The sequence below is a fragment of the Stutzerimonas stutzeri genome, from assembly GCF_019090095.1.
In the GTDB taxonomy this organism is placed as follows: domain Bacteria; phylum Pseudomonadota; class Gammaproteobacteria; order Pseudomonadales; family Pseudomonadaceae; genus Stutzerimonas; species Stutzerimonas stutzeri_AN.
Genome location: NZ_JAGQFP010000001.1, coordinates 941,998 through 964,147 on the forward strand (window position 1 = coordinate 941,998; position 22,150 = coordinate 964,147).

The window sequence follows — 22,150 nt, forward strand, 5'->3', positions numbered from 1 at the left end:
TATTTCGGTAGCGGCCATCAGCCAAACGTTTTGATGGGGCACTGGCTTTAAGTGGCTACCAGCCTCGTTCCTGTTCCGTTGCTGGTGCAGGCCATGGCTGCATTTCTGCTGCTCGCCAACAACGCCTCTGGGCGTTTTAGGCTGTACCGATAGAGCCTGCGCGCTTCGCTTGCTGGTGGCGCCTGTGAGATCGTTGTAATGGCGGTCTTGCTGTTTCCTCTCACCCTATCACGGCGTTCTCGCCGTCAAGGGCTGCACGCGCTTCGCGCGCTTGCGGCAGGGCCGGCTATCGCCCCCTGACTGCTGCGCTGCGTCGTGCTGGGCCGGTTCCGGGCAATTCCGCCCGAGCAACTGGAGCATGATCATGTCGCAGCTTTCTCTAGCCTTTGACGCTTCGCTGATGATTCGCGACGAGCAAGGTCGCTATCTGCCTGCCACTGCAGAACAGATCCTGGACGCTGCTCGCAAGGTGATCGATCAGAAGGTTCAGCGAGGCGCAGCCTTCACGTCTTCGGAGCTGGTCAAGGAGTACTTGATCGCGAAGCTGGGTGGCTTTGAGCACGAGGTTTTCTCAACACTGTTTCTGGATGCCAAGCATCGCCTCATACAGTACGTCGAGATGTTTCGCGGCACCATCGACAGTGCGTCTGTGTACCCACGCGAGGTGGTCAAGGAAGCACTGCGCCTGAATGCAGCTGCAGTGATCTTCGCGCACAACCATCCAAGCGGAAATCCAGAGCCAAGCCAGGCTGACAAGGTACTCACACAACGTTTGAAAGAAGCCTTGGCGCTGGTAGATGTCCGCTCGCTGGATCACATCATCGTGGCAGGCCAACGCACCGCATCTTTCGCTGAGCTTGGGTTGCTATGAACCAAGGGGGCTGAGCCCCCTTTTTGCTGCGCCCTTTCAGGCATGCCCAGTGTGTATAGCCGGCCCATCTGCCCTCGCTGCCAGCCCCACCGTCCAGTGGCCGCCGCTCTCATGGATCAGGTGCAGCAGGTCGTAAGATCTGATCTCATCATAATTAAAATAACAGTCGTTGTTTTAATTTGGCTTAGCTGATAGCTTGCCTATCAGCTCAGTGATATTCCGAGGAGTAAGCGTCATACACAATTCTCTGGGAAGGGCGCTCCCTCTGATCAAGGGCCTTCTGAGCGAAGAGTAACGGGCCCGGTTTCGAGAGACGCACAACTGCAGGTGGTCAGCCATGCCCCTCTTCAACCGCTCGATAGGACACCCGTTTAGTCAAATCGTCGCCCCTCTACCCTTCGCACAGCCTTTTGCCAACCTCTGGGGCTAGAAGAGCGCACTGAGCAGGTACCCCTCAAAACTGGTGACCGTGGGGCAAATGCGCTCAGGCGCCAGAATATGCCCTGGTTGATTGCACTCCCCGTATCACAATAAACATCAGTCACAAGGAACCATCCATGGCCACCCTGATCGTGAGCTACCCCCTGGCCAGAGGCTCTTTCTTCGACCGCAAGTACTACATGTCTACACACATCCCACTTGCTCAAGCTGCGTGGAACGAGCTCGGACTGCAATCAGCCGAAGTCCTCGCCCCGGCTGCTGGCCTGCAGCCGCTCGCGGGAATGATCATTCTGCGTTTCAAGGATCAGGCCAGCATTGATGCTGCGCTCGAATCACCTGCAACGGCCAGAGTCATCAGCGATGTGGCGAACTTCAGTAACATCCGCCCTTCGTTCTTCCGCGCCAACGACTGACCCACACCCGGCAATTTTCCCAATCCGCGGCGTTGTTTCTGCTAAGGCAAGACCTGGCATGGTCCCGCATCAGGTCGTCAACCAAAGCCGGACTGTCCAGCGATCGTTCACTCGGATCTTCCTCCTAGCCAGTCCAGAGAGCGACAGGGTGCGTTCAACTGATAATTTCCATATGCTGTCGGCCGTGTCAGTACTCCCATCGAAGATTGGTGATCCAACCCGGTCCGCTTCCCACCTATGTCCGACTCACAATCCACGCCCGTTCCGAATAGCACAAGGAAAGCGCAGAAAAGCGCAGCAGAGTCCTCGACACGCCGTGGACGCCCGACAGGGGATCACAATGCGAAACGGGCCGAGCTGCTCTCTGCTGCCATTATGGTCATCGCGCAAGAGGGCTATGCAGGCGCCTCGTTGCGGAGAGTGGCGCGACAGGCCGGCTGCACGACTGGAACCGTGACCTATTACTTCGCCAATAAAGAGGAAATGGTTGCTGCCGTCGCTCAGAATCTGTTCGATGAGATCGACACGCTGCGGGAGATCAACCAGACGCGGATAGACCTCAAGGCAATAGTCGGCCAATGGCTGGATTCAATGAACGGCGATGAGCCAAACAGTTGGCTCGCCTGGCTACAGTTGCTAGCCCACGCACGACATGAACCCGCCTTCGCCAACGTCATAAAGCAGCGCTACGCACGTTTCCGCGAGGGATTTACAGCTGTATTGAAGGAAGGCCAGAGCCTTGGCCTGATTCGCAATGATATAGCGGCCGATATGCTTGCCGACCAAATCAGTGCGATGAGCGATGGCTGGATGATGATGATGCCGATCGAGCCCGAGCGATTTAGCACAGAGCGTCGTCAGTCGCTACTCAATGCCCTCGTCACAATGATCGCACCGCCTAAGCCTGCCCCCAGCAAAGCCCCCAAGAAGAAGGCGTCGGACAATTGAGGTCATAAGGTTGTCCCCGCGACAGCCGCTCAACAGGTGTGACTCACAACGACTCACGGTACCTGGACTGTTTAATGCCCTGTCCGGAAGCACTGTTGCTACTAGTGGTGCCGGAAGACATCACTAAAGCTGACTATGGGGTAGCCGACCCGAGAGTGGGCTGCGGAGTTCGTGTTCTTGGGCTTCAGGATGTATACGGTGCTCAAGACCATGACTAGGACAAGACAAAACAGCACGACACGGCGCATGACGTACCTCCAGTGTTGGTGTTTTTTGTTATTGGAGGTTTGAGTCTGCTTCTGCGCACCAGTTAAAAGCTTGACACGCCGCGCCATAAAATTAGCAATTCATGCCTGGTTACAGAGAGACGATGCGAAGCAACCTCTGGCTCGCTCTCAAGGGCATGGGTATTACCGCCGGCAAGTGCTCACTGTAGTGAGCAGCGCGACCTTACCTCTCGAAAACGCAAAAAAAAACGCCCCTTGAGGGGCGAAAAAGAGCAGGCTTTCAGCCTACTATGGAGTATTCATCTACTGTCGAAACTTACGCTACACCTCCCGCCCGCAAGTTCTCCGTTCAATAAGAGCAGAACGCGCTTGGACTCGACGTAGACATATGCCAAACCAATCAATCGAAAGTGGAGTTTCCCACTACTTGGCAGCTGGCTAGCGAATCGACACCAGCAATTGAGCATGAACACCCTTTGCGCGCTCAAGCGCAACGTAGGCGTAATACAACTGAATCCCTGTATAACACCAGGTGATGAAAGCCCAGGTCATGAAAATCATCTGTGTGTCGTCCCCCGGGATCGGGAAAAAGTCGTAAGTGATTGCCACCGCCAGGCTTAGGATGGCCCCAAGGGCTGTGGCAGCGGCGTGCAGGCCTTCACCAACTCGCGCCAGCCGCAAGGCGAAATAGGAAAGATACATCGAATAGATCACCCACATGACCACGTAGAAATACGGGCGCACAGCGTCGAAGAAGTCAGCCATGTACACCACAAAAGTCCCTGCAAACGCAGCCGCGAATAGCATGACCTCCTTGAAGGCGGACGGCTTGTAATTATGGGTCAGCGCCATGAGACCCAGCGTGGCAATGATTGGCATGCCAAAGCTGCGAGAGAACGAGTCCAGAAAAAGCGTAATGGCATAGTTGATTTCCGAACTGGTCAACATGGCAAGAGCAAAGTTGGTGGCCGAAAAGGCAACGATCCACCACTCCAGACCGAGTAGATAATTGTTCTTCTTCATGAACTTGACGCCATAGACCCAACCGGAAATGGCTAGGACAAGGCAACTAACAAACCCGACGGCATATAAAGGTTCCACAAGAGCGCCCTCTATCAAACATTGATTTACTTCATCGCCTGACTAATAAGGTTGGCGATGCAGGTTGGATCGGTGGCAGACGTATAGCCCGAGAAACGCCCCAGCCACGGCTATCACCGAGTCAGAAGGACCCTTGCATCTCCTCACTAGCCGCAGCGTTCTTACGAACCTTACGGTCGGTCCATTTGTCGTACTGCCCAACCGCCATGAACGCAGTCTTGAGGGCACACCACTGCAATGGCTCAGGCAGAGTTGAAGGTGTCTTGTGCTGCAGCGCTGTCAGAAGAGCGCTCTCCGCACCGTTGATTCTCTCGGCGAGCAGTTGCCCGATAAACGAATGGGTGGCGAGTCCATGCCCCGAGCAGCCGGCGATATGGAAGATGTTCTGCTGCTTCCCCGTCGCACCAATTACAGGCAGCGCGTCATAGGCCACGCTGACATAGCCGCTCCAGCAGTGCTGGATACCGAGGTCGCGCAACGTGGGATGGCGCTCGCGCAGCACCTGCGCCAATGCGCTGTAGGCACCGTCATCCGGTACGTTGGGGGTTTTTGAGCCATAGACGTAGTTCAGTTTCTTGACGGTCAGGACCATGGTGTTGTGTGCCGTCAGGCGGTGACTTTCCATGGTCAGGTGCGGCGTAATGATTCCCTCACGGCCACGCCAATCAAGTGAAGCCAGTTGCTTCGGTGACAGCGGTTGGGTTTCGATTGCCGAGACCCGTATGGGCGCAACCTTGTCACGCAGCAGACCCAACTGCGGCGTGTAGGCATTGGTCGCCAGCACCATGACTGGAGCACTTGCACTTCCACGGGCGGTCTTGCAGGTGATGGTCGGCCCCTCGCTGAAGGAAAGTAGCGGGGTTCTTTCGTAGAGTTTCACCCCGGCCTTGATCGCCTCAACGCGCAGTCCGCTCACGTACTTACCCGGGTTCAACGTGCCACCGCGTTGCTCGCAGCCGAACAGGAAAGCCGGCGGAATACCCCGCCCACGCATCTCGGCCTGATCCACGAAGCGAGTAACGGAACCCAGCTCGAGACCGAGCTCCATGCTGCGACGTAGCCACTTTTCCTGGGAAGGATGCACCGCCGCCCGGATGACGCCGGAAGGGGTGTAGTCGCAGTCGATGCCCAGTTCGATCAGCCTTCTTTCCACATAACACACCGCCTCGTCGTAGAAACGGATGAAGGATCTCGCCTTTTCGAGACCGACGCGTTTGACGAAGAGTTCGAACTCGATTCCCATACTGCCCAGCAGATAGCCGGCATTGCGCCCACTGGAACCGAAGCCGCCGAATTCCTGCTCCAGCACGATGACCTTTGCGCCGCGAGCGGTCAGTTCGAGCGCCGTAGACAGTCCAGCAAAGCCGGCCCCGACCACTATTACATCAGCGCTGACGTGGCCCTCCAGTTCCGGCTGCAGGTTACGAGGCCGCTCTACCCAGCCTCCGATGTTGCGAAAGCGCATCGAGCCTGAATCGTTGCTGGCCATTTCATCTCTACGACTCATGCACTGCACTCCTGGGCCGAGATTGAGTTGTTGTTAATGAGCGCAGTGAAAATGCGCTTCGCACGTAACATTGGTGACTCAAAGGCAGAGCCATAGCAGGCCGAATGATCGTGGTGCCCGCACCTAGGGAGCAGGCGCGGGGACAGACCGGATTGATCTGCCAGCGGCGAGCTAGGACAAGGCGGCCTGAGCGACCAGCGCCCCCGCTGCCACTGAAGCGTCACGCAGAGGATCGACCACAGTGCAGCGACGGCATGCCGCCCCTCAGGCGATTTCTATATTCGCCGGCTCGCGATAGTTGACCGGTGTGCCCAGCCAGCCAGCCCAGCGTTTTTCCCAGTACAGGTTGTGCAACTGGGTCACCTTTTCTCCAGGACCGGCCACGCCGCCCAGCAGGATTCCATCGACGCTGTTGATCGGCATGATTCCGCCGGCAGTCGAGGTCAGGAAGGCTTCATCGGCTTCGCGCAGTTGGTTGACGTGCACTCGCTCGACACGGGTCGGCATGCCGATTTCCCGGGCCAGTTCCAGAGCGGTCTTGCGGGTGATTCCCTCCAGACAGCCACTGTCCGGAGTGAACAGCGTGCCGTCCTTGATCAAGAAGATATTGGAACCGGGAGCCTCGGTCAGGTAACCCTCGGCATCGCACAGCACGGACCAATCACAACCATTCTGCATTGCCTCGACCAGGGACAGCTTCATGTCCATCCAGTGGAAGTTCTTGGCCGTCGGATCCACTGCCTTGGGCGGAATGCGAATGTATTTCTGGCTGACCATCAGGTCGATACCGCGGGAGCGCATCTCGTCATTCGCGATGTAGGAGTAGGGAACCACAAAGGCGTAGAAGCAGTTCTGGTAGGCGCTGAGGTCACCACGATTCTCTGGCGTCTGACCGCGCGTCACACACCACCAGATATAGGCCTCTTTGGTGCCGGCCAACTTGACCAGGTTGGTGAGAATTTCCGCTGTCTGAGACTGGCTGTAGGGGTTGCTCAGGAGAAACTTCTCGCAAGCCTTTTCGAACCGATTGAGGTGATCCTCGAGTCGAAAAATCATGCCCTTGCTGGCACTGACGACATCATAGGCGGCGTCGGCGTGAATAAAGCCGGTATCGGTGATCGGAATCGCCGCTTCGTGTAGACCACAGTAGACACCGTTGATAAAGGCCGATCCATACGCGTACTTGGGATCGTGATCCAGCCGTATATGGGCTGGATCGTTATGCATGATGTGCTCAGCTTGAATAATTGTCATGACGAACCCTCACTGTTTGTTTTCAGTTAATACTTGGGGCGGCGCGACGCCCCTCGCGGCCGTGTCGACCGGGAGATGCAAACTTCTACGGGCTGGACGGCTAGCAATCTCCATCACTGCCCTGCCCTCTAAAGTGCGCCAAGCGAGTCCAGACTGTCGGCAGCCTCGGGCGCGAATGACTTGGTGGCGGCCGCGATGTCCTGCTCGCCATAGCCCATCGACTGCGCGCGCTGCAGCACTTGGCATACCGCGTCGAAGACCGGGGTCCGCGCACCGCATGCATGCATGGATTCCGCGATGTAGTTGAAGGCGCTTGCATGCACATCGAGCCGTGCCTGATCTCCAGAGAAGTCGCGCGCCTCGAAGCGGCGCCCGGCATCCTCTAGTGCATCGGAGATAAAAAAACGCGAGGCGTCAGCGAGCAGCCGGGCCGTCTTTGAAATGGGCATGCCAAAGTTTTGGCTCGCCCCCGCAACTTCGTAAAAGGCAACCATCGCGGCGAAGGAATAAGCGTGGAGCATGGTCGCAAACGCCAGCGCTTCTTCCCGAGGCAGGAATAGCGCATGCCCGGCGAGCGCTTCGAGTAGCGCCCGATGCCGCTCGAAGGATTCATGCTCACCGGTGTAGAGGCAATAACTTTCGGGATGGCCGACATTACGCGGATAGGCCACGATCATCCCTTTGAGATAATGGCCCCCGGCAGCACTGACCAGAGCCTGAATCGCCAGGTTCTGCTCTGCCGAGCCCGTGGAGAAATTGACTATCGTGCAATTGGCGAGGGCAGGTGTCATGCCGTCTGCACCGAGCAGCTCCTGAACTGCGGTGTCGTCCAGAAGTACGAGGATCGCCACCGGGCTCGCTGCCAAGGCCGCTTGCGCGGATTCGCAGAGTTGGGCGCCGGCGTCGACGAGCGCCTGAGCCTTTTCAGGCGATCGATTCCAGACCGCCACGCGCTTCCCTTGCTTGAGGAACGCCTGGGCCATGATCGTGCCCATGGCCCCGAGCCCCAGCACCGACACATCAAAGCCGGATCGGCAGTCGTCGTTCTCGCGCACAATTCAATCCTCTTCGTTTACGCCTTTGCGGCTTGGGCCTGAGCCCGACGGAACACGCGCCGCATTCGTTGCGGGCTTGCCTAGAAGCCTTTGCCGACTTCGGTGAATGAGGTCATACCCAGCAGGTCATGCGGGTCGCGCATCTGACCGTCGATCTCCACCCAGCCCAACAAGGTTTTGCTGGCACTCCAACCGAGCAGACGCTGCATCTCTTCGGGCAACTGGCGGACGCGCTCAAGGGGGATGGAGAGGAAGTGATTTTCTTCCAGTCGCAAGAAGGCCAAGTCATAGGCCATGGTGAGGCCGGTGCGCGGTTGATCGGACTGGTTGGCGCCGCCACCGTGGTACACCGAGCCCATCCAGAAAAGTGCCGAGCCGGCCGGCATTTCTGCCGCGACTGTTTCTTCTTGAGTGGGCATGCGCTCATCGTCCCAGGTGTGGCTGCCGGGAATGACGCGTGTGGCTCCGTTCTCTTCGGTGAAGTCGGAAATGGCCAGCATCATCTGCAGCCGTGCTTCACGACCGTACTGCGGATGGCGCCAGAGCGACGTGGAATCGTCGCGATGCAAAGGCTGCAAACCTTGGCCCGGCCCGATCTGGATAGCCTGGGTAATGCTGAGTTGAATATCCGGCTCGATCTCGACGCGATCAGTGCCCACCCATACATGAGTCGGGGTTTGCAGAATCGCCTTCGCCGACTCGAGAAACAGCGGGTTCAGCGCTATCTTTACGGCGGTATCGCTGCGCCCGATTATGCGGGCAACACGCCGTGTTTGAGCGCCAGCGAAATAGGCGTCGACCCCACAAGGGGTTTCGTTGAGATAGCTATCGAGTTCCTCACGCAGAGCACTCAACGCTTGCTCTGAAACAAAATTGGAGATGATCACACCACCATCACGCTTAATGACTTCGACCACTCGCTCGACTGAGTCATTAGCGCTTAGCGTCACCAATTTCTTTGCATTCATCTGCACGCCTCATTTGCCTGATTCAGGTTTCTGTCACTGGAATTACTGGTGACGAAACTATTAAAAAACGCAAAGGGACGCTTGCCCGGTCATGCCAGATCATTGACAGCAGATGCCTAATTGAACGCGAGGAAAAATCCGGCCTATCAGTCACTGCCGGCCAATGGGTGATCGGATCATTTCCGCCTGCACTGGCTCAGATATGCATCGCTGGGGACCCGTTGCGAGTGTTCATGAACCAGCCCGGAAACCTTGCTTTGGGCTTGCTGCTGCGCAGCCTGATCGTTCAGCGCGGAATCCCCTACTCGCCTCGACAGATGCCGCCATGCGCCCAAACAGACAAACGGCCTGAGCGAAAATGGACAAGCCCGAAGCCAGCCCCCTGTCGGGCCGCCTCGAAAGTCATGCCTACCTCCCCAGCCCGTCTGGAAGAAAAGAGCAGGCTATGTCAGACTCTCCAATCAAATGACCCAATCAAATGAACAAGTCAGCAGAATCACCAAACCAATGGAGATGATTTATGGCCAGAATAGGCGCTGATCTGCGCAGACAGGACTTCATAGAGGCCACACTGAAGGTGATTGCGGAGCATGGCGTCCCCAATGCAACTACTCGACGTATTGCCGCAGCTGCGAACTCTCCCCTCGCCTCCCTGCACTACGTATTCCACACCAAGGACGAACTCTTCTACGCGGTCTACGAGTCCCTGATCAACATGCCTCAGCAAGCTCTGGAGCATGTGCCGGCCGGCGCCACCACGGCGGAATGCATCGCGGAGACGCTGCGTCAACTGGTCAGATGGTTCGCCGCCCATCCAGAAAGAGCCACTGCACAGTCCGAGCTGTTCTTCTGGATCCTGCGCAACAACCCGGAAATGGCCAACAAGATCTACGCGATGGCCGGCGAGGCAACGGAGCGGACGATCGAACGGATCACGCAATCCCGGCTGGACAAGGCCGCGTTGATCGCCTTGAGCCGCCTGCTGGTAAACCTGTTCGATGGTCTGATGCTGGCCTGGTCGGCACATGGCGATATGGAGCGACTGGAAGCGGAAACCGACACCGCCTGCCAAGCAGTCCGTCTGCTGGCGGCCAGCTACTGAGCTGGCCGGCATTCCGCCCCGCGATGAAACAGCCCTCGCCAAAGCGCAACAAGCTCCGCCCACCGCAGCTACCTGCAATGGGTCTGGCGCGGCCGGCACTGCTGAAATGCCTGGACGAGGCGGCCCACAACGGTGTGCTGCTGAGCCTGATCCGCACGCCGGTTGGCTACGGCAAGAGCACCCTGCTCGCGCAGTATGCGCTCAACCTAAGCGACTCCAACCTGCCCTGGGCCTGGTACCGGCTGGACGACAGCGACAATCAACCCTGCGAACTGCTGGTGCAGCTGTGCCATGCGCTGGAACTGTCGCCCTGCGCAACACCGGGCCGAGCCAATGAAGCCAGCTTGTGGACCGGCATCCTCAACCACCTGGAGAGCCGCGACGATCGCTTCACCCTGATCCTCGACGATCTCCACCTGCTGCGCTCTGGTACAGCCTGTCGCTACCTTGAACAATTGCTGCGCAACCCGCCGAAGCATCTCCATCTACTGGCCGCCTGCGAAGGCGAGCCCGCCATCGCGCTAAGCCATCTGCAGCGCGATCAGCGCGTGCAGATACTGGGAGTCAGTGACCTCACTCTGGACAGTGGCGAAATCCGCGAGCTGGCCCGCTCACGCGGGCAAAGTCTGAACAACGACCTGGTGTATCTGCTGCGCGCCGATAGCGAAGGCTGGATCAGCGGAGTGCTGTTCGGTCTCGGCAACTACGTCGGCGCGAAATTGTCCGACTGCGGTCCGGCCGATGCCCCGCAGTTCCTCTCGCGAAAGGCCTTTGAGCAGATTTCCCGATTTTTCCACGAAGAGCTCCTGCAGCGACTAATGCCACCGCTGCTGCGTTTCCTATCCCGCCTCTCGGCGGTGAGTGCATTCGACGCAGAGTTGGCCGCTCATATCGGCGGACAGGACAACGCCAAGCAACTGATCCATCAGCTGCAGCGCCAAGACCTGTTCATCCAGCAGCGCAAGGGCGAACGGCTGCCGCTGCGCCTTCACCCGCTGCTACGCCGCACGCTTTACCAGTCGCTGCTCCGGCAGGATGCGAGCCTGCTCAACCAGCTGCATCTGCAGGCTGCCGACTGGCTGCTCAATCAACGCTGTTACGCCGAGGCTGTCTATCAGCTCGGCCGTGCCCGCGACTTCAACCGCCTCCTCGCCACTCTGGAACAACACTGTTTCGACCTGCTGCGCGAGGGAGCGGTGAACCGTATCGTCGACTTTCTCGCCCATGTACCAGGGGAGAATTCGCCCGAGCACTTCACCCTGGCCGTGACCGAGGCGAGCACGGTGATAGTCACCAACGACATCAGCCATGCGAGCGCCTGCCTGCAACGTCTGCAGCGGCTGATCCGCCGTCACGAAGTCCCCGAGCGGCGCCCGGAGCGGGTTCACCAGACCCTGGCCTTCCTGCGCAGCCGGCTGGCCGCGCTGGGCGGCAACTTCAACCATGGCTTGCGTCTGGTAGAGCGCGCCTTGAGCCAATACCCCAGCCCTAGCGCAGCCACCGCTGTTCTGCTGTTCAACCGCGCGATCTGCCTGTTTTGCCTGGGCCGCGCACGCCAGGCCAAATCCGCAGCAAACCAGGCCCTGGCCGAACTGCAGGCACTGGGATTCAGTGGCTACACCAACATGCTGCAACTGCTGCTCGGCCAGATCGAAGTGGCCCAGGGGGACGTCGAGCAGGCCGACGTTCGCTTCCTGGCTGCCGATCTATCCGGCTCCTTCTATGACCTGTTCCAGCAACTGGGCCGGGGCATGGTGCTGCTCGAGCAGAACCACCTGGAGCAAGCCGCCCTGCACCTGAGCCAGGCCGAAGCCATTGCCTTGGCCTTCCCACACAGCGCCGGCCTGCCCTGGGTGATCCACCACCAGGCCTGTCGTCTGCTGGCCCAGGGCGAGGCGGCGCAGGCTCGCTCACGCTGGGACGAAGCCAGCCGGCTGGCTCGGCAGTTCAAGCTGTTCACCCTGTACCGACAGATCGGCGCTTACCGGGCCCGGCTGGCCGGCTGCGAACACGACCAGGACTACATCCTCGCCTGGCTCGAGGAGTGGCACCGCTGCCGCCGCCTCTATGGAGCCGAACTGATGCCCGAGGAGTGGCTGGCCTATGCCTGGGTCCAGCGCCATCTCGGCCAGCATGCCAGCGCGCGGCAGATCGCCGACAACCTGCACGAACTGGCCGAGGCTGAGCAGCTTCAGCGCCTGCGTCTGGACTTGCTGCTGCTCGACGCCACGCTGCAGCGCGACAGCGGCCAGCAGGAAGCGGCACTTAGAAGCCTGGAGCAGGCACTGCAATTGGCGGCGCGCCATGGCTATGGGCAGTTGATGCAGCTCGAGGGCCGCCAACTCGAGGAGCTGCTGCGTCAGTTGCTCGACCCGCAGACTCGCCGCCAACTCGGACTGGAACAGCCGCTACCTGCGCCCGAGCGCCTGGCGCGCCTGCTGCCCGGCCTGCGCCGTGGCGTCGACGCCGTCCAGCAGCCGCTGGTCGAGCCGCTCACCCGCCGCGAACAGGACGTGCTGCGGCGCATGGCCCGCGGTCAGGGCAACCCGCAAATCGCTGATAGCCTGTACATCAGCCTGAGCACGGTAAAGACCCATATCAACAACCTGTTCCGCAAGCTCGATGTCAGCGACCGCGACAGCGCCCTGCAGGCCGCCCGCGCCCTGAAGCTGGTCGACTGAAGCGGGTCGCTCGGCACACCCCGCTCCACCCGCCTCCCTGCAAATTCCACCCGAATTTCCACCCTCGGTTCGACGCGTCGGCACCAGGCTGTTTGCTACAAAACAGGCCTGCTTTCCCTGCCGGACGAGAATGCCATGACCGACAAGCTGCTCAACGAGCGCGAGCTGAACTTCCAGCTCTACGAGATGCTCGACACCGAAGCGCTGCTGCAGCGCCCCCGCTATGCCGAGCACGACCGTGCCGTGTTCGACGCCACCCTGGCCACCGCACGCAGCATCGCCGCCGAATACCTCGCCCCGCACAACCACAAGGGCGACGCCAACGAGCCGACCTTCGACGGCGAGAAGGTCAGCCTGATTCCCGAAACCAAGGCCGCCTGGGACGCCCTGGCCGAAGCCGGATTCCACGCCGCGCACCACGATGCCGAGGATGGGGGCCTGCAGCTGCCTGAGGTGGTGCTGCGCGCCTGCATGGCCTATTTCAATGCCGCCAACGTCGCCAGCGCCGGCTACTCCTTCCTGACCATTGGCGCAGCCAACCTGGTTCGGAGCTTCGCCGAGGACGCGCTGCGCCAGCGCTTCCTCGCGCCGATGCTCGACGGTCGCTACAGCGGCACCATGGCCCTGACCGAACCAGGCCAGGGCTCGGCGCTCGGCGATATCCGCACAACCGCGCGGCCGGCTGGCGACGGCAGCTACCGGGTATTCGGCCAGAAGATGTTCATCTCCGGCGGCGACCACGAGCTGACCGACAACATCGTGCATATGGTGCTGGCCCGCATTGAGGGCGCACCGGCCGGGGTCAAGGGCATCTCGTTGTTCCTTGTGCCGAAGTTCCTGGTCGATGAGGACGGCAACCTGGGCACGCGCAACGACGTGGCGCTGGCCGGCCTGCTGCACAAGATGGGTTACCGCAACACCACCTCCACCGTGCTCAGCTTCGGCGAGCGGGACGGCGCAGTCGCCTACTTGGTGGGCGATGCCAACAAAGGCCTGGCCTACATGTTCCAGATGATGAACGAGGCGCGCATCGGCGTAGCCTTGGGCGCCTCGGCGCTGGCCTACCAGAGCTACATCCATGCACTCGACTATGCCCGCGAAAGGCCTCAGGGCCGACTGCCGGGTAGCAAGGATCCGCACTCGCCCCAGGTGCGAATCGTCGAGCACGCGGATGTACGTCGCATGCTGCTGCAGCAGAAGGTCTATGCCGAAGGCAGCCTGGCGCTGTGCCTGTACGCCAGCAGCCTGTTCGAGGACGCCCACACCGCGCCCGAGCAGAGCGCGCGCGAGGACGCCGCGGAACTGCTCGACCTACTGATCCCCATGGTCAAGTCCTACCCCTCGAAGTACGGCGTGATCGCCTCCGATCTCGGCATCCAGGTGCTCGGCGGCTCCGGCTATATTCGCGAGTACCCGCTGGAGCAGTACTACCGCGACAACCGCCTGAATCCCATCCACGAAGGCACCGAGGGCATCCATGGCCTCGACCTTCTCGGCCGCAAGCTCGGCTACCACGGCGGCAAGGGCTACCGGCTGTTCCTTGCCGAGGCTCGCAGCAGCCTCGAGCAGGCCGCCGGCGATAGCGCCTGTGCGCCCCTGGCCACCGCCCTGGGCGACGCGCTGGAGATCCTCGAACGCGTGACGCCCGAACTCCAGACGCAGGTCGCTGCCGACGCCGATGTCGGCCTCTCCAACGCCACCGCCTACCTCGACCTGTTCGGCCGCGTCCTGGTCGGCTGGATCTGGCTGCGCCAGGCGCTGGTCGCCAGCCGCGCGCTGAGCGCCGGAGCCGCCGGCAGCGAGGCCGACTTCTACCGGGGCAAGCTGCACGCCGCTCGCTACTTCATGGACTGGGAGCTGGCCGCGGTGGAAAGCCAGGCGCACCTGCTCGGCGCCGGCAACCGGGTCTGCTACGACATGCAGGACGCCTGGTTCTGACCCTGTTCTTCTTCCTCCAGGGCAGGACCGTATGAGGCGCCGGCACCACGCTGCCCACCCTCACCCGCCTTTCCCTGGAGGAAGAGGGGCGCCATCGCCCCACCTCTGCATTTTTATTGATTAGCGAGATCTGACATGACCATATTGGTGAATTACCGCGTCGAAGACGGCCTGGCCCTGATCGGCCTGGCCCGCCCGCCGGTCAACGCCCTCGGCCAGCCGCTGCGCGCCGCCATCCTCGACGCCTGCGAGCGCGCCGCCGCCGACGCCGGCGTGCAGGCGATCATCCTCCATGGCGAACACGGCCTGTTCTGCGCCGGTGCCGATATCAGCGAATTCGGCAGCGACGCCTCCTTCGCCACGCCGGATCTGCCCAACTTGCTGCTGCGCCTGACCGAACTGGACAAGCCGCTGATTGCCGCGATCGGCACCCTCGCCCTCGGCGGCGGCCTGGAACTGGCCCTGGCCTGCGGCTACCGGATCGGCGAACCGAATGCCCGCCTCGGTCTGCCGGAAATCAACCTGGGCCTGCTGCCAGGCGCAGGCGGCACCCAGCGCCTGCCGCGCCTGATCGGCGTCGAGCCAGCGCTGGATATGATGATTTCCGGCCAGCCCATCGATGCGGGCCGCGCCGTCGAACTGGGTCTGCTCGACCGCCTGAGCGTAAGCAGCGAACGCCTGCTGGACGACGCCCGCACCTTCGCCCGCGAGTTGCTCGCGCAGCAGGCCCCGGCCCACCGTAGCGCTCGCTTCGTCAACCCGGGCGAGAGCGTTGCCGCCGACTTCTTCGCCAACTTCCGCGCCGCCAACCAGCCGCGCTGGAGGAGCCGCCTGGCGCCGCGCCTGGTACTCGCCGCGGTAGAAGCCGCCTGCAGCCTGCCGCTGAACGAAGGCCTGGCCCGTGAGCACGAGCTGTTCAAGGAGGCCGAGGCCTCCATGCAGTCGGCCGCGTTGCGCCATGTGTTCTTCGCCGAACGCGAGTCCGGGCGGATTCCCGGCATCGGCAAGGACATCGCGCTGCGCAACATCGAAAAAGTAGCGGTGATCGGTGCCGGCACCATGGGCGGCGGCATCGCCATGAACTTCGTCAATGCAGGTATTCCGGTGGCCTTGCTGGAGCTCAAGGGCGAGGCGTTGGACCGCGGCCTGGCGAATATCCGCAAGAACTACGAGATCAGCGTCAAGCGCGGCAAGCTGACCAGTGGCCAACTGGAGCAGCGCATGGAGCTGTTGTACGGCACTCTCGACTATGCCGACCTGGCCGACGCCGACCTGGTGATCGAGGCGGTGTTCGAGAAGCTGGAAATCAAGCAGCAGGTGTTCCGCGAGCTCGATCGGGTGTGCAAGCCGGGGGCGATCCTGGCCAGCAACACCTCGTCGCTGGACGTCGACGTCATTGCCGCGACCACCTCCCGCCCGCACGACGTGATCGGCCTGCACTTCTTCAGCCCGGCCAACGTCATGCGTCTGCTCGAAGTAGTGCGCGGCCAGGCCACCGCGGCGGACGTGCTGGCCACCACCATGAAGATCGCCAAGCGCATCGGCAAGCTGCCGGTGATCTCCGGCGTGTGCTTCGGCTTCATCGGCAACCGCATGCTCGAGCCCTACTCGCGTGAGGCCCATCGCATGGTGCTGGAGGGCGCCACCCCCGCCCAGGTGGACGCAGTGCTCACCGGTATCGACCTGAACATGGGCGTGTTCAGCATGCTGGACCTGGCCGGCATCGACGTGAACTTCCTGGTGCGCAACTCCAACCGCGCCGCCTTCGCCCATGACGACAGCTACTGCCGCCTCGGCGACGAACTCTATGCCCTCGGCCGGCACGGCCAGAAGACCGGGCGCGGCTTCTACCTCTACGAGGGGCGCAATCGCCAGGACGACTACGAGGTGGTCGCGCTGGCCGAACGCCTGGCCGGCGAGCTGCACATCCCGCGCCGCCGCATCGACGATCAGGAAATCCACGACCGCTGCCTGTTCATGCTGATCAACGAGGGCATCCAGCTACTCGACGAAGGCATCGCCCTGCGCGCCAGTGATATCGACCTGGTATGGATCAACGGATATGGCTTTCCCGCCCACCTCGGCGGCCCCCTGCACTACGCAGAACAGCTCGGCCTGGACAAGGTGCTCGCCGGTATCCAGCACTATCGCCGCGCGCTCGGCGAATACGGCGAGATGTGGTTCAAGCCTGCGGCGCTGCTGGAGCGCCTGGTGGCCGCCGGCCACACCCGCATCGAGAAAATCTAAGCCTTCCGGGCCCGGGCAACGGGCCCATCCATACAGGACACCCGCATCATGAAAGAAGCCGTCATCCTATCCACCGCCCGTACGCCGATCGGCAAGGCGTTCCGCGGCGCCTTCAACAACCTCAAGTCGCCGAGCATGGCCAGCTTCGCGATCCGTGCGGCGGTCGAGCGCGCCGGCGTCGAGGCCGCCGAGATCGAAGACCTGGTCATGGGTACTGCGATGCCCGGCGGCACCGCCGGCTGGAACCTCGGCCGCATGGCCGCGCTGGCCTCCGGCCTGCCGCTGTCGGTCAGCGGCCAGACCCTCGACCGCCAGTGCGCCTCAGGCCTTATGGCCATCGCCACCGCCGCCAAGCAGATCCTGGTTGACGGCATGCAGGTCACCATCGGCGCCGGCCAGGAGCAGATCAGCCTGGTGCAAAACCGCCATATGGAATGGTCGTTCGCCGAGCGCGACGAGTTGGTGATGCGCCACGCCGAGCATGCCTATATGCCCATGCTGCACACGGCCGAGCTGGTGGCCCAGCGCTACGGCATCAGTCGCGAAGCCCAGGACGCCTACTCACTGCAATCCCAGCAGCGCACGGCAGCGGCCCAGGCCGCTGGCCTGTTCGACGGCGAGATCGTCCCGGTCACCGCCACCAAGCAGGTGGTCGACAAGGCCAGCGGCGCGGTCAGCTTCGAGGAGGTCACCCTGCGTCTCGACGAAGGCAACCGGGCGCAGACCGTGCTCGACGACCTGACCCGGCTCAAGCCGGTCGTCGAAGACGGCTGCATCACCGCCGGCAACGCCAGCCAGCTGTCCGACGGCGCCAGCGCCTGCGTGCTGATGGACGGCCGCCTGGCCGAACAACGTAATCTGGAACCGCTGGGCGCCTATCGCGGCATCGCCGTCGCCGGCCTGGCCCCGGAAGAAATGGGCATCGGCCCGGTGCTCGCGGTGCCCAAACTGCTCAAGCAGCACGGCCTGAAGATCGACGACATCGGCCTGTGGGAACTCAACGAAGCCTTCGCCTGCCAGGCCATCTACTGCCGCGACAAGCTGGGCATCGACAACGACCGCTACAACGTAAACGGCGGCGCCATCGCCATCGGCCACCCCTACGGCATGAGTGGCGCGCGCATGATCGGCCACGCCCTGCTGGAAGGTAAGCGCCGTGGCGTGAAGTTCGTCGTGGTGACCATGTGCGTCGGCGGCGGCATGGGCGCTGCCGGCCTGTTCGAGGTGTTCTGATGAAAGCCGAATTCGCTGAACAGTTCTCCCTGGCCGGCCGCACCGTGCTGGTCACCGGTGCCTCCAGTGGCATCGGCGCACACCTGGCCCGCGTGGCAGGCCTCGCCGGCGCAAGAGTGGTACTCGCCGCCCGCCGCGTCGAGCGGCTCGAGCAAGTCGCCAAGGACATCGCCTGGGAGGGGGGCCAAGCGTTCGCCGTGGCTCTCGACGTCACCGACAGGGCCAGCGTCGAGGCAGCCTTCGATGCTGCCGAGGCGCATTTCGGCGTGATTGACGTGGTGCTCAACAACGCCGGCATCGGTAGCGGCCAACGCCCGCTGGAGATCAGCGAGGAGGACTGGCGCACCATGCTCTCGACCAACCTCGATGGTGTCTGGCGCATCGCTCAGGTGGCTGCCCAGCGCTTGGCCAAGACCAGACGTGGCGGCAGCATCGTCAATATCGCCTCGATCCTCGGCCTACGCGTCGGTACCGGCTACAGCCACTACTGCGCAGCCAAGGCCGGCGTGGTGCAGTTGACCAAATCGCTGGCACTGGAGCTGGCGCGCTATCACATCCGCGTCAATGCCATCGCACCGGGCTACTTCAAGACAGAGATGAACGACACCTACTTCAACAGCGACCAGGGCCGGGACTATATCCGCGGCGCCGTGCCCATGCGCCGCCTGGGCCGGCTCGAGGAACTGGACGGACCCTTCCTGCTGCTGGCCAGCGACGCCGGAGCCTACATGTCCGGCGCCGTGCTGGCCGTCGATGGTGGCCACCTGGTGGGCAGCCTCTGAGCACTCAGGTGCATGGGCTGGACATCGCCGGCCCCTGCACCACCCGAGCGTTCGTTCCATCAAGAGGAACTGAATCCATGTTCAAAGCCCTATCGCTGACCCTGAAACTATCCCTGCCCCCTGCAGTGGCACTGATTGGCCTGGTGCTGTTCGTGGCTTACACGGCGCTGCAGCTGGAGGGCAACGACACTCGCTTGGTGATCCTCGAGCAGCAGAGCTACCCGACGCTGGAAACCGCTGACAAGGCGATCTTCCAGTTCTCGCGCATTCCCGGCCTGCTCAACAGCGCAGTCGCTGCCGGCGAACGGGAGACCCTGGAGGAGGCACGCAAGGTCCTGGCTGGCGTTAGCGCCAGCCTGAGTGATCTGGAGTCGCTGACGGACGTGCGAAGCGACAGGGCGCAGGAGCTGCAGGCTTGGTCGGCGGCCATCCGGCGCTACGCCGACAATGCCTTCGCCTCCTCGGAGCAACTGCTCGAGGGCGCCGCCTTCGAGGATCTGCGGCCGAGTCTCGATCGCATGGCCAGTGACCTCCAGCAAGCACGCGATGCCGGCGAGCGTTTGCGCAGCCATGCCTACGCCGACTTCCAGAGCAGCCTGAGGCAGGTCAGGAGCGACAACGCCACCACCACCCAAGCCGGCTATCTGCTCAGCGGCATCCTGCTGTTGGTGGTCAGCCTCGGTTCGGTGCTGGTGATCCGCCAGGTCATGAACAACATCCGGGGCGTTATCACCTCGCTCAGGGCTATTGCCAGCGGCGACGGCGACCTGACTCGTCATGTCAATGTCCAGTCCGAAGACGAGATCGGCGAGATGATCGGCCTGTTCAACGGCCTGCTCGACAGGCTGCAGGGCACCATCCGCCAGGTCATCTCAACGGCCGGCCCCCTCGAGCAGATGTCCCGCGACCTGCATCGTTTGACCCGGGGCGCGGAACAGAGCGCGCACTCCCAGCAGGAGCGTACGGAATCGATCAGCCGCGACATCGACACCATGAGCAGCAGCATCCAAGAAGTGGCGCAACGCTCGCGCCAGGCTTCGGAAGAGGCCAGCGCCGCCACCCGCCAAGCCGACGAGGCGCGGCAGAACATCGACAGCCTGTCCTCCGGCATCGACGACCTGGGCAGTAGCGTGCTCAGCTCGGTGCAGGCCATGCAACAGCTGGAGGAAGAGACCCAGCAAGTCGGTTCCGTGCTGACGGTCATCCGCAGCATCGCCGAACAGACCAACCTGCTCGCCCTCAACGCCGCCATCGAAGCCGCGCGGGCCGGCGAGCAGGGTCGCGGCTTCGCCGTGGTGGCCGACGAAGTGCGCAACCTGGCGCAGAAGACCGCCGCCTCCACCGCGGAGATCCAGAGCATCATCCAGCGCCTGCAAAGCAGCGCCAACGACGTGTTGCACGCCATGACCCTGAATGGCGCCAAGGCCAGGGCCAGCATCGAACGCTCCGAGCAGGCCACCCAGACCCTCGAGGCGATCGCCCGGGCCGTGCGCCAGATCGATGAATTGAACGCCGGGATCGCCCTTTTCACCCAGGAGCAGATCGGCCTTTCCCGTTCGATCCAGCAGGACACCGAGATGCTGCAGCAGGACACCCAGGCCACGACGCAAGGCGCCGACGCCACCGCGCGCCTCGGCGAACAGCTGGTCAGCACCGGGGACCAGCTGCGCAGCGCCACCGCCCAGTTCCGCATCTGACCCTTCCCAACCACAAGAGCAGTAGACGCATGCAAAGCATCAGAGCACTCGGTCTCGCCAGTCTTCTCGCGAGTATTCCGGCCATGGCCCTGGAACAAGGCGAATATCGATTCAACGGCTTCGGCACCGCCGGCATCACCCACCTGGGTGGCGAGGATGACGGACGCAGCTTCGGCATCAACGGCCAAACCACCGATAGCTGGCGCGGCGACCAGTTGTCCAAGCTGGGCGGCCAGATCCAGTACGGGCTCACCGACAGGCTGGGCCTGACAGTGCAGGCCACCCTCAAGCCGGAGCAGGACAGCTGGAAGGGCAACCTGGAATGGTCCTACCTCTCCTGGGCCGCAGCCGATGGCCTGACCTTACGTGCCGGCCGCCTGCGCACACCGATCTACATGTACTCGGAAACCCTCAATGTCGGCTTCGCCCAGCCCTGGCTGCGCCTACCGGATGAGGTCTACAGCCAGGTCCAGTTGAGCAACTACGAAGGCGGCGACATTCTCTACAGCCTGCCTGTCGACATCGGCTCTTTAGCTTTCCAATTGGCGGGTGGCCAGGCGCTCAAGCGCAACCTGTTCGCCATGGATGAACTGCACGACATCGACTACAAGAAGATCTTCGCCGCCAACGTCAGCCTGGCAACCAACGACTTCGGCACCCTGCGCCTGGGCTACGCCGAAGCGGATATCGATACCGACCTGAGCGCGTCGGTCATTGCACCCGGCGGTGTACCCGCGAACATCGACTTCCTGAGCCTGGACCGACGCAAGGGCCGCTTCACCTCCATCGGCTACCAGTACGACGACGGTACCTGGCTGTCGTCCAATGAGTGGACCCGCAATAACACCGAAGGCGACCAGCAAGGCAACATCGATGCCTTCTACCTCATGGCCGGCCGGCGCTTCGGCGATCTGCTGGTGCACCTCACCTACGCCCAGCTCGACGAAGACAACGGCCGCCAGAGCTCTTGGACCTATGGTGCGAACTACAACCTGGCGCCGACCGTCGTCCTCAAGGGCGAATACAAGCGGGTCGACACCCGCGGCAACGGCTATCGCGGCACCTTTGTGGAAAGCGCCCAGGAAACCTTCGACCACGCAGTCTTCGCGGCCAGCAACGGTGCGGCTGGCGTGCCCTCACGCAACTACGACGGCGACATCGTCAGCGTCGGCGTCGACTTCGTGTTCTAAGGAGTGAACAGATGAACCCTCTCATCAGCGCAATCATCGCCGCCGCCCTGGCGACGGCAGCCACCCTCGCCCAAGCCGAGGTTGTGGTGATCGTCAACGCCGAAGCCAGCGCCGCGCCCAGCCAGGCCGAGGTGTCGAACATCTTCTTGGGCAAGAACAATAGCCTCAAGGGCATCGACCAGAAAGGCTGGAACCCGACCAAGGAGAAGTTCTACAGCGTAGTCACCAACAAGAACGAAACTCAGCTCAAGTCGTATTGGTCCGGACTGATATTCACCGGCAAGGGCCAGCCGCTGCAAAGCGCCACCGATGACGCCTCGGTGGTGGCGATAGTGGGCAGCGAGGTGAATGCCGTCGGCTATGTCGACAAGGGCGCCATCGACGACAAGGTGAAGGTGCTTTTCGCCCTGCCCTGATACGAACCTCGCTGACTCACCTGCCAGGCTCCGCCCCCTGGAGCCTGGCTGTCACTCTCGCAATCCTCGGAGTTTCTCC

17 protein-coding genes are annotated in these 22,150 nt (G+C 62.1%); 12 read left to right on the plus strand and 5 right to left on the minus strand.

The genetic code is table 11. From position 1 onward, the window contains the following. Positions 1–364 precede the first annotated feature (364 nt). From radC to KVO92_RS04000, 3 genes are all read left to right on the plus strand, one after another. Positions 365–871 (plus strand): RadC family protein, encoded by a 507-nt coding sequence (gene radC, locus KVO92_RS03990; RefSeq protein ID WP_217474380.1) that lies wholly within the window; start codon positions 365–367, stop codon positions 869–871. A gap of 557 nt (positions 872–1,428) precedes the next feature. Further along, a complete protein-coding gene (locus KVO92_RS03995) occupies positions 1,429–1,725 on the plus strand; it encodes an EthD family reductase (protein ID WP_217474381.1) in 297 nt (98 codons plus the stop codon). 357 nt (positions 1,726–2,082) lie between these two features. Further along, positions 2,083–2,673, plus strand: a complete 591-nt coding sequence (locus KVO92_RS04000; protein WP_336512620.1) for a TetR/AcrR family transcriptional regulator — start codon at positions 2,083–2,085, stop codon at positions 2,671–2,673. A gap of 665 nt (positions 2,674–3,338) precedes the next feature. Here KVO92_RS04000 and KVO92_RS04005 read toward each other — a convergent pair. From KVO92_RS04005 to KVO92_RS04025, 5 genes are all read right to left on the minus strand, one after another. Beyond that, positions 3,339–3,923 (minus strand): hypothetical protein, encoded by a 585-nt coding sequence (locus KVO92_RS04005; RefSeq protein WP_254621279.1) that lies wholly within the window; start codon positions 3,921–3,923, stop codon positions 3,339–3,341. A 199-nt stretch (positions 3,924–4,122) separates the two neighbouring features. Further along, the gene (locus KVO92_RS04010) at positions 4,123–5,490 is read right to left on the minus strand and encodes an NAD(P)/FAD-dependent oxidoreductase (protein WP_423836221.1); all 1,368 of its coding nucleotides are present in this window, start codon (positions 5,488–5,490) and stop codon (positions 4,123–4,125) included. Between the two features lie 282 nt (positions 5,491–5,772). Next, entirely contained in the window at positions 5,773–6,762 is a 990-nt protein-coding gene (locus KVO92_RS04015; RefSeq protein WP_217474385.1) for an aminotransferase class IV, read from the minus strand. A gap of 128 nt (positions 6,763–6,890) precedes the next feature. Further along, entirely contained in the window at positions 6,891–7,817 is a 927-nt protein-coding gene (locus KVO92_RS04020) for an NAD(P)-dependent oxidoreductase (protein WP_217474386.1), read from the minus strand. An 80-nt stretch (positions 7,818–7,897) separates the two neighbouring features. Continuing rightward, on the minus strand, positions 7,898–8,785 hold the full coding sequence (locus KVO92_RS04025) for a phytanoyl-CoA dioxygenase family protein (protein ID WP_217474387.1): 888 nt from the start codon (positions 8,783–8,785) through the stop codon (positions 7,898–7,900). A gap of 520 nt (positions 8,786–9,305) precedes the next feature. Between KVO92_RS04025 and KVO92_RS04030 the strand changes: the two genes are divergently transcribed. From KVO92_RS04030 to KVO92_RS04070, 9 genes are all read left to right on the plus strand, one after another. Further along, positions 9,306–9,887, plus strand: coding sequence for a TetR/AcrR family transcriptional regulator (locus tag KVO92_RS04030; RefSeq protein WP_217474388.1), 582 nt, complete (start codon positions 9,306–9,308; stop codon positions 9,885–9,887). Between the two features lie 23 nt (positions 9,888–9,910). Next, a complete protein-coding gene (locus tag KVO92_RS04035; RefSeq protein WP_217474389.1) occupies positions 9,911–12,568 on the plus strand; it encodes a LuxR C-terminal-related transcriptional regulator in 2,658 nt (885 codons plus the stop codon). Between the two features lie 135 nt (positions 12,569–12,703). Next, on the plus strand, positions 12,704–14,506 hold the full coding sequence (locus tag KVO92_RS04040; RefSeq protein WP_217474390.1) for an acyl-CoA dehydrogenase: 1,803 nt from the start codon (positions 12,704–12,706) through the stop codon (positions 14,504–14,506). A gap of 135 nt (positions 14,507–14,641) precedes the next feature. Then, positions 14,642–16,753, plus strand: coding sequence for a 3-hydroxyacyl-CoA dehydrogenase NAD-binding domain-containing protein (locus KVO92_RS04045; RefSeq protein WP_217474391.1), 2,112 nt, complete (start codon positions 14,642–14,644; stop codon positions 16,751–16,753). Between the two features lie 48 nt (positions 16,754–16,801). Continuing rightward, positions 16,802–17,986: an acetyl-CoA C-acyltransferase gene (locus KVO92_RS04050; RefSeq protein ID WP_217474392.1), complete on the plus strand. Its 1,185-nt coding sequence runs from the start codon at positions 16,802–16,804 to the stop codon at positions 17,984–17,986. Continuing rightward, positions 17,986–18,768 (plus strand): SDR family NAD(P)-dependent oxidoreductase, encoded by a 783-nt coding sequence (locus KVO92_RS04055; RefSeq protein WP_181087111.1) that lies wholly within the window; start codon positions 17,986–17,988, stop codon positions 18,766–18,768. Before KVO92_RS04050 ends, KVO92_RS04055 begins: the two co-directional genes overlap by 1 nt. Positions 18,769–18,845: 77 nt before the next feature. Further along, a complete protein-coding gene (locus tag KVO92_RS04060) occupies positions 18,846–20,465 on the plus strand; it encodes a methyl-accepting chemotaxis protein (RefSeq protein WP_217474393.1) in 1,620 nt (539 codons plus the stop codon). Positions 20,466–20,494: 29 nt separating this feature from the next. Then, the gene (locus KVO92_RS04065) at positions 20,495–21,655 is read left to right on the plus strand and encodes a porin (protein ID WP_217474394.1); all 1,161 of its coding nucleotides are present in this window, start codon (positions 20,495–20,497) and stop codon (positions 21,653–21,655) included. Between the two features lie 11 nt (positions 21,656–21,666). After that, positions 21,667–22,071 carry a phosphate ABC transporter substrate-binding protein gene (locus KVO92_RS04070; RefSeq protein WP_217474395.1) on the plus strand — a complete coding sequence of 135 codons (405 nt, stop codon included), beginning with the start codon at positions 21,667–21,669 and terminating at the stop codon, positions 22,069–22,071. Positions 22,072–22,150: the final 79 nt, after the last annotated feature.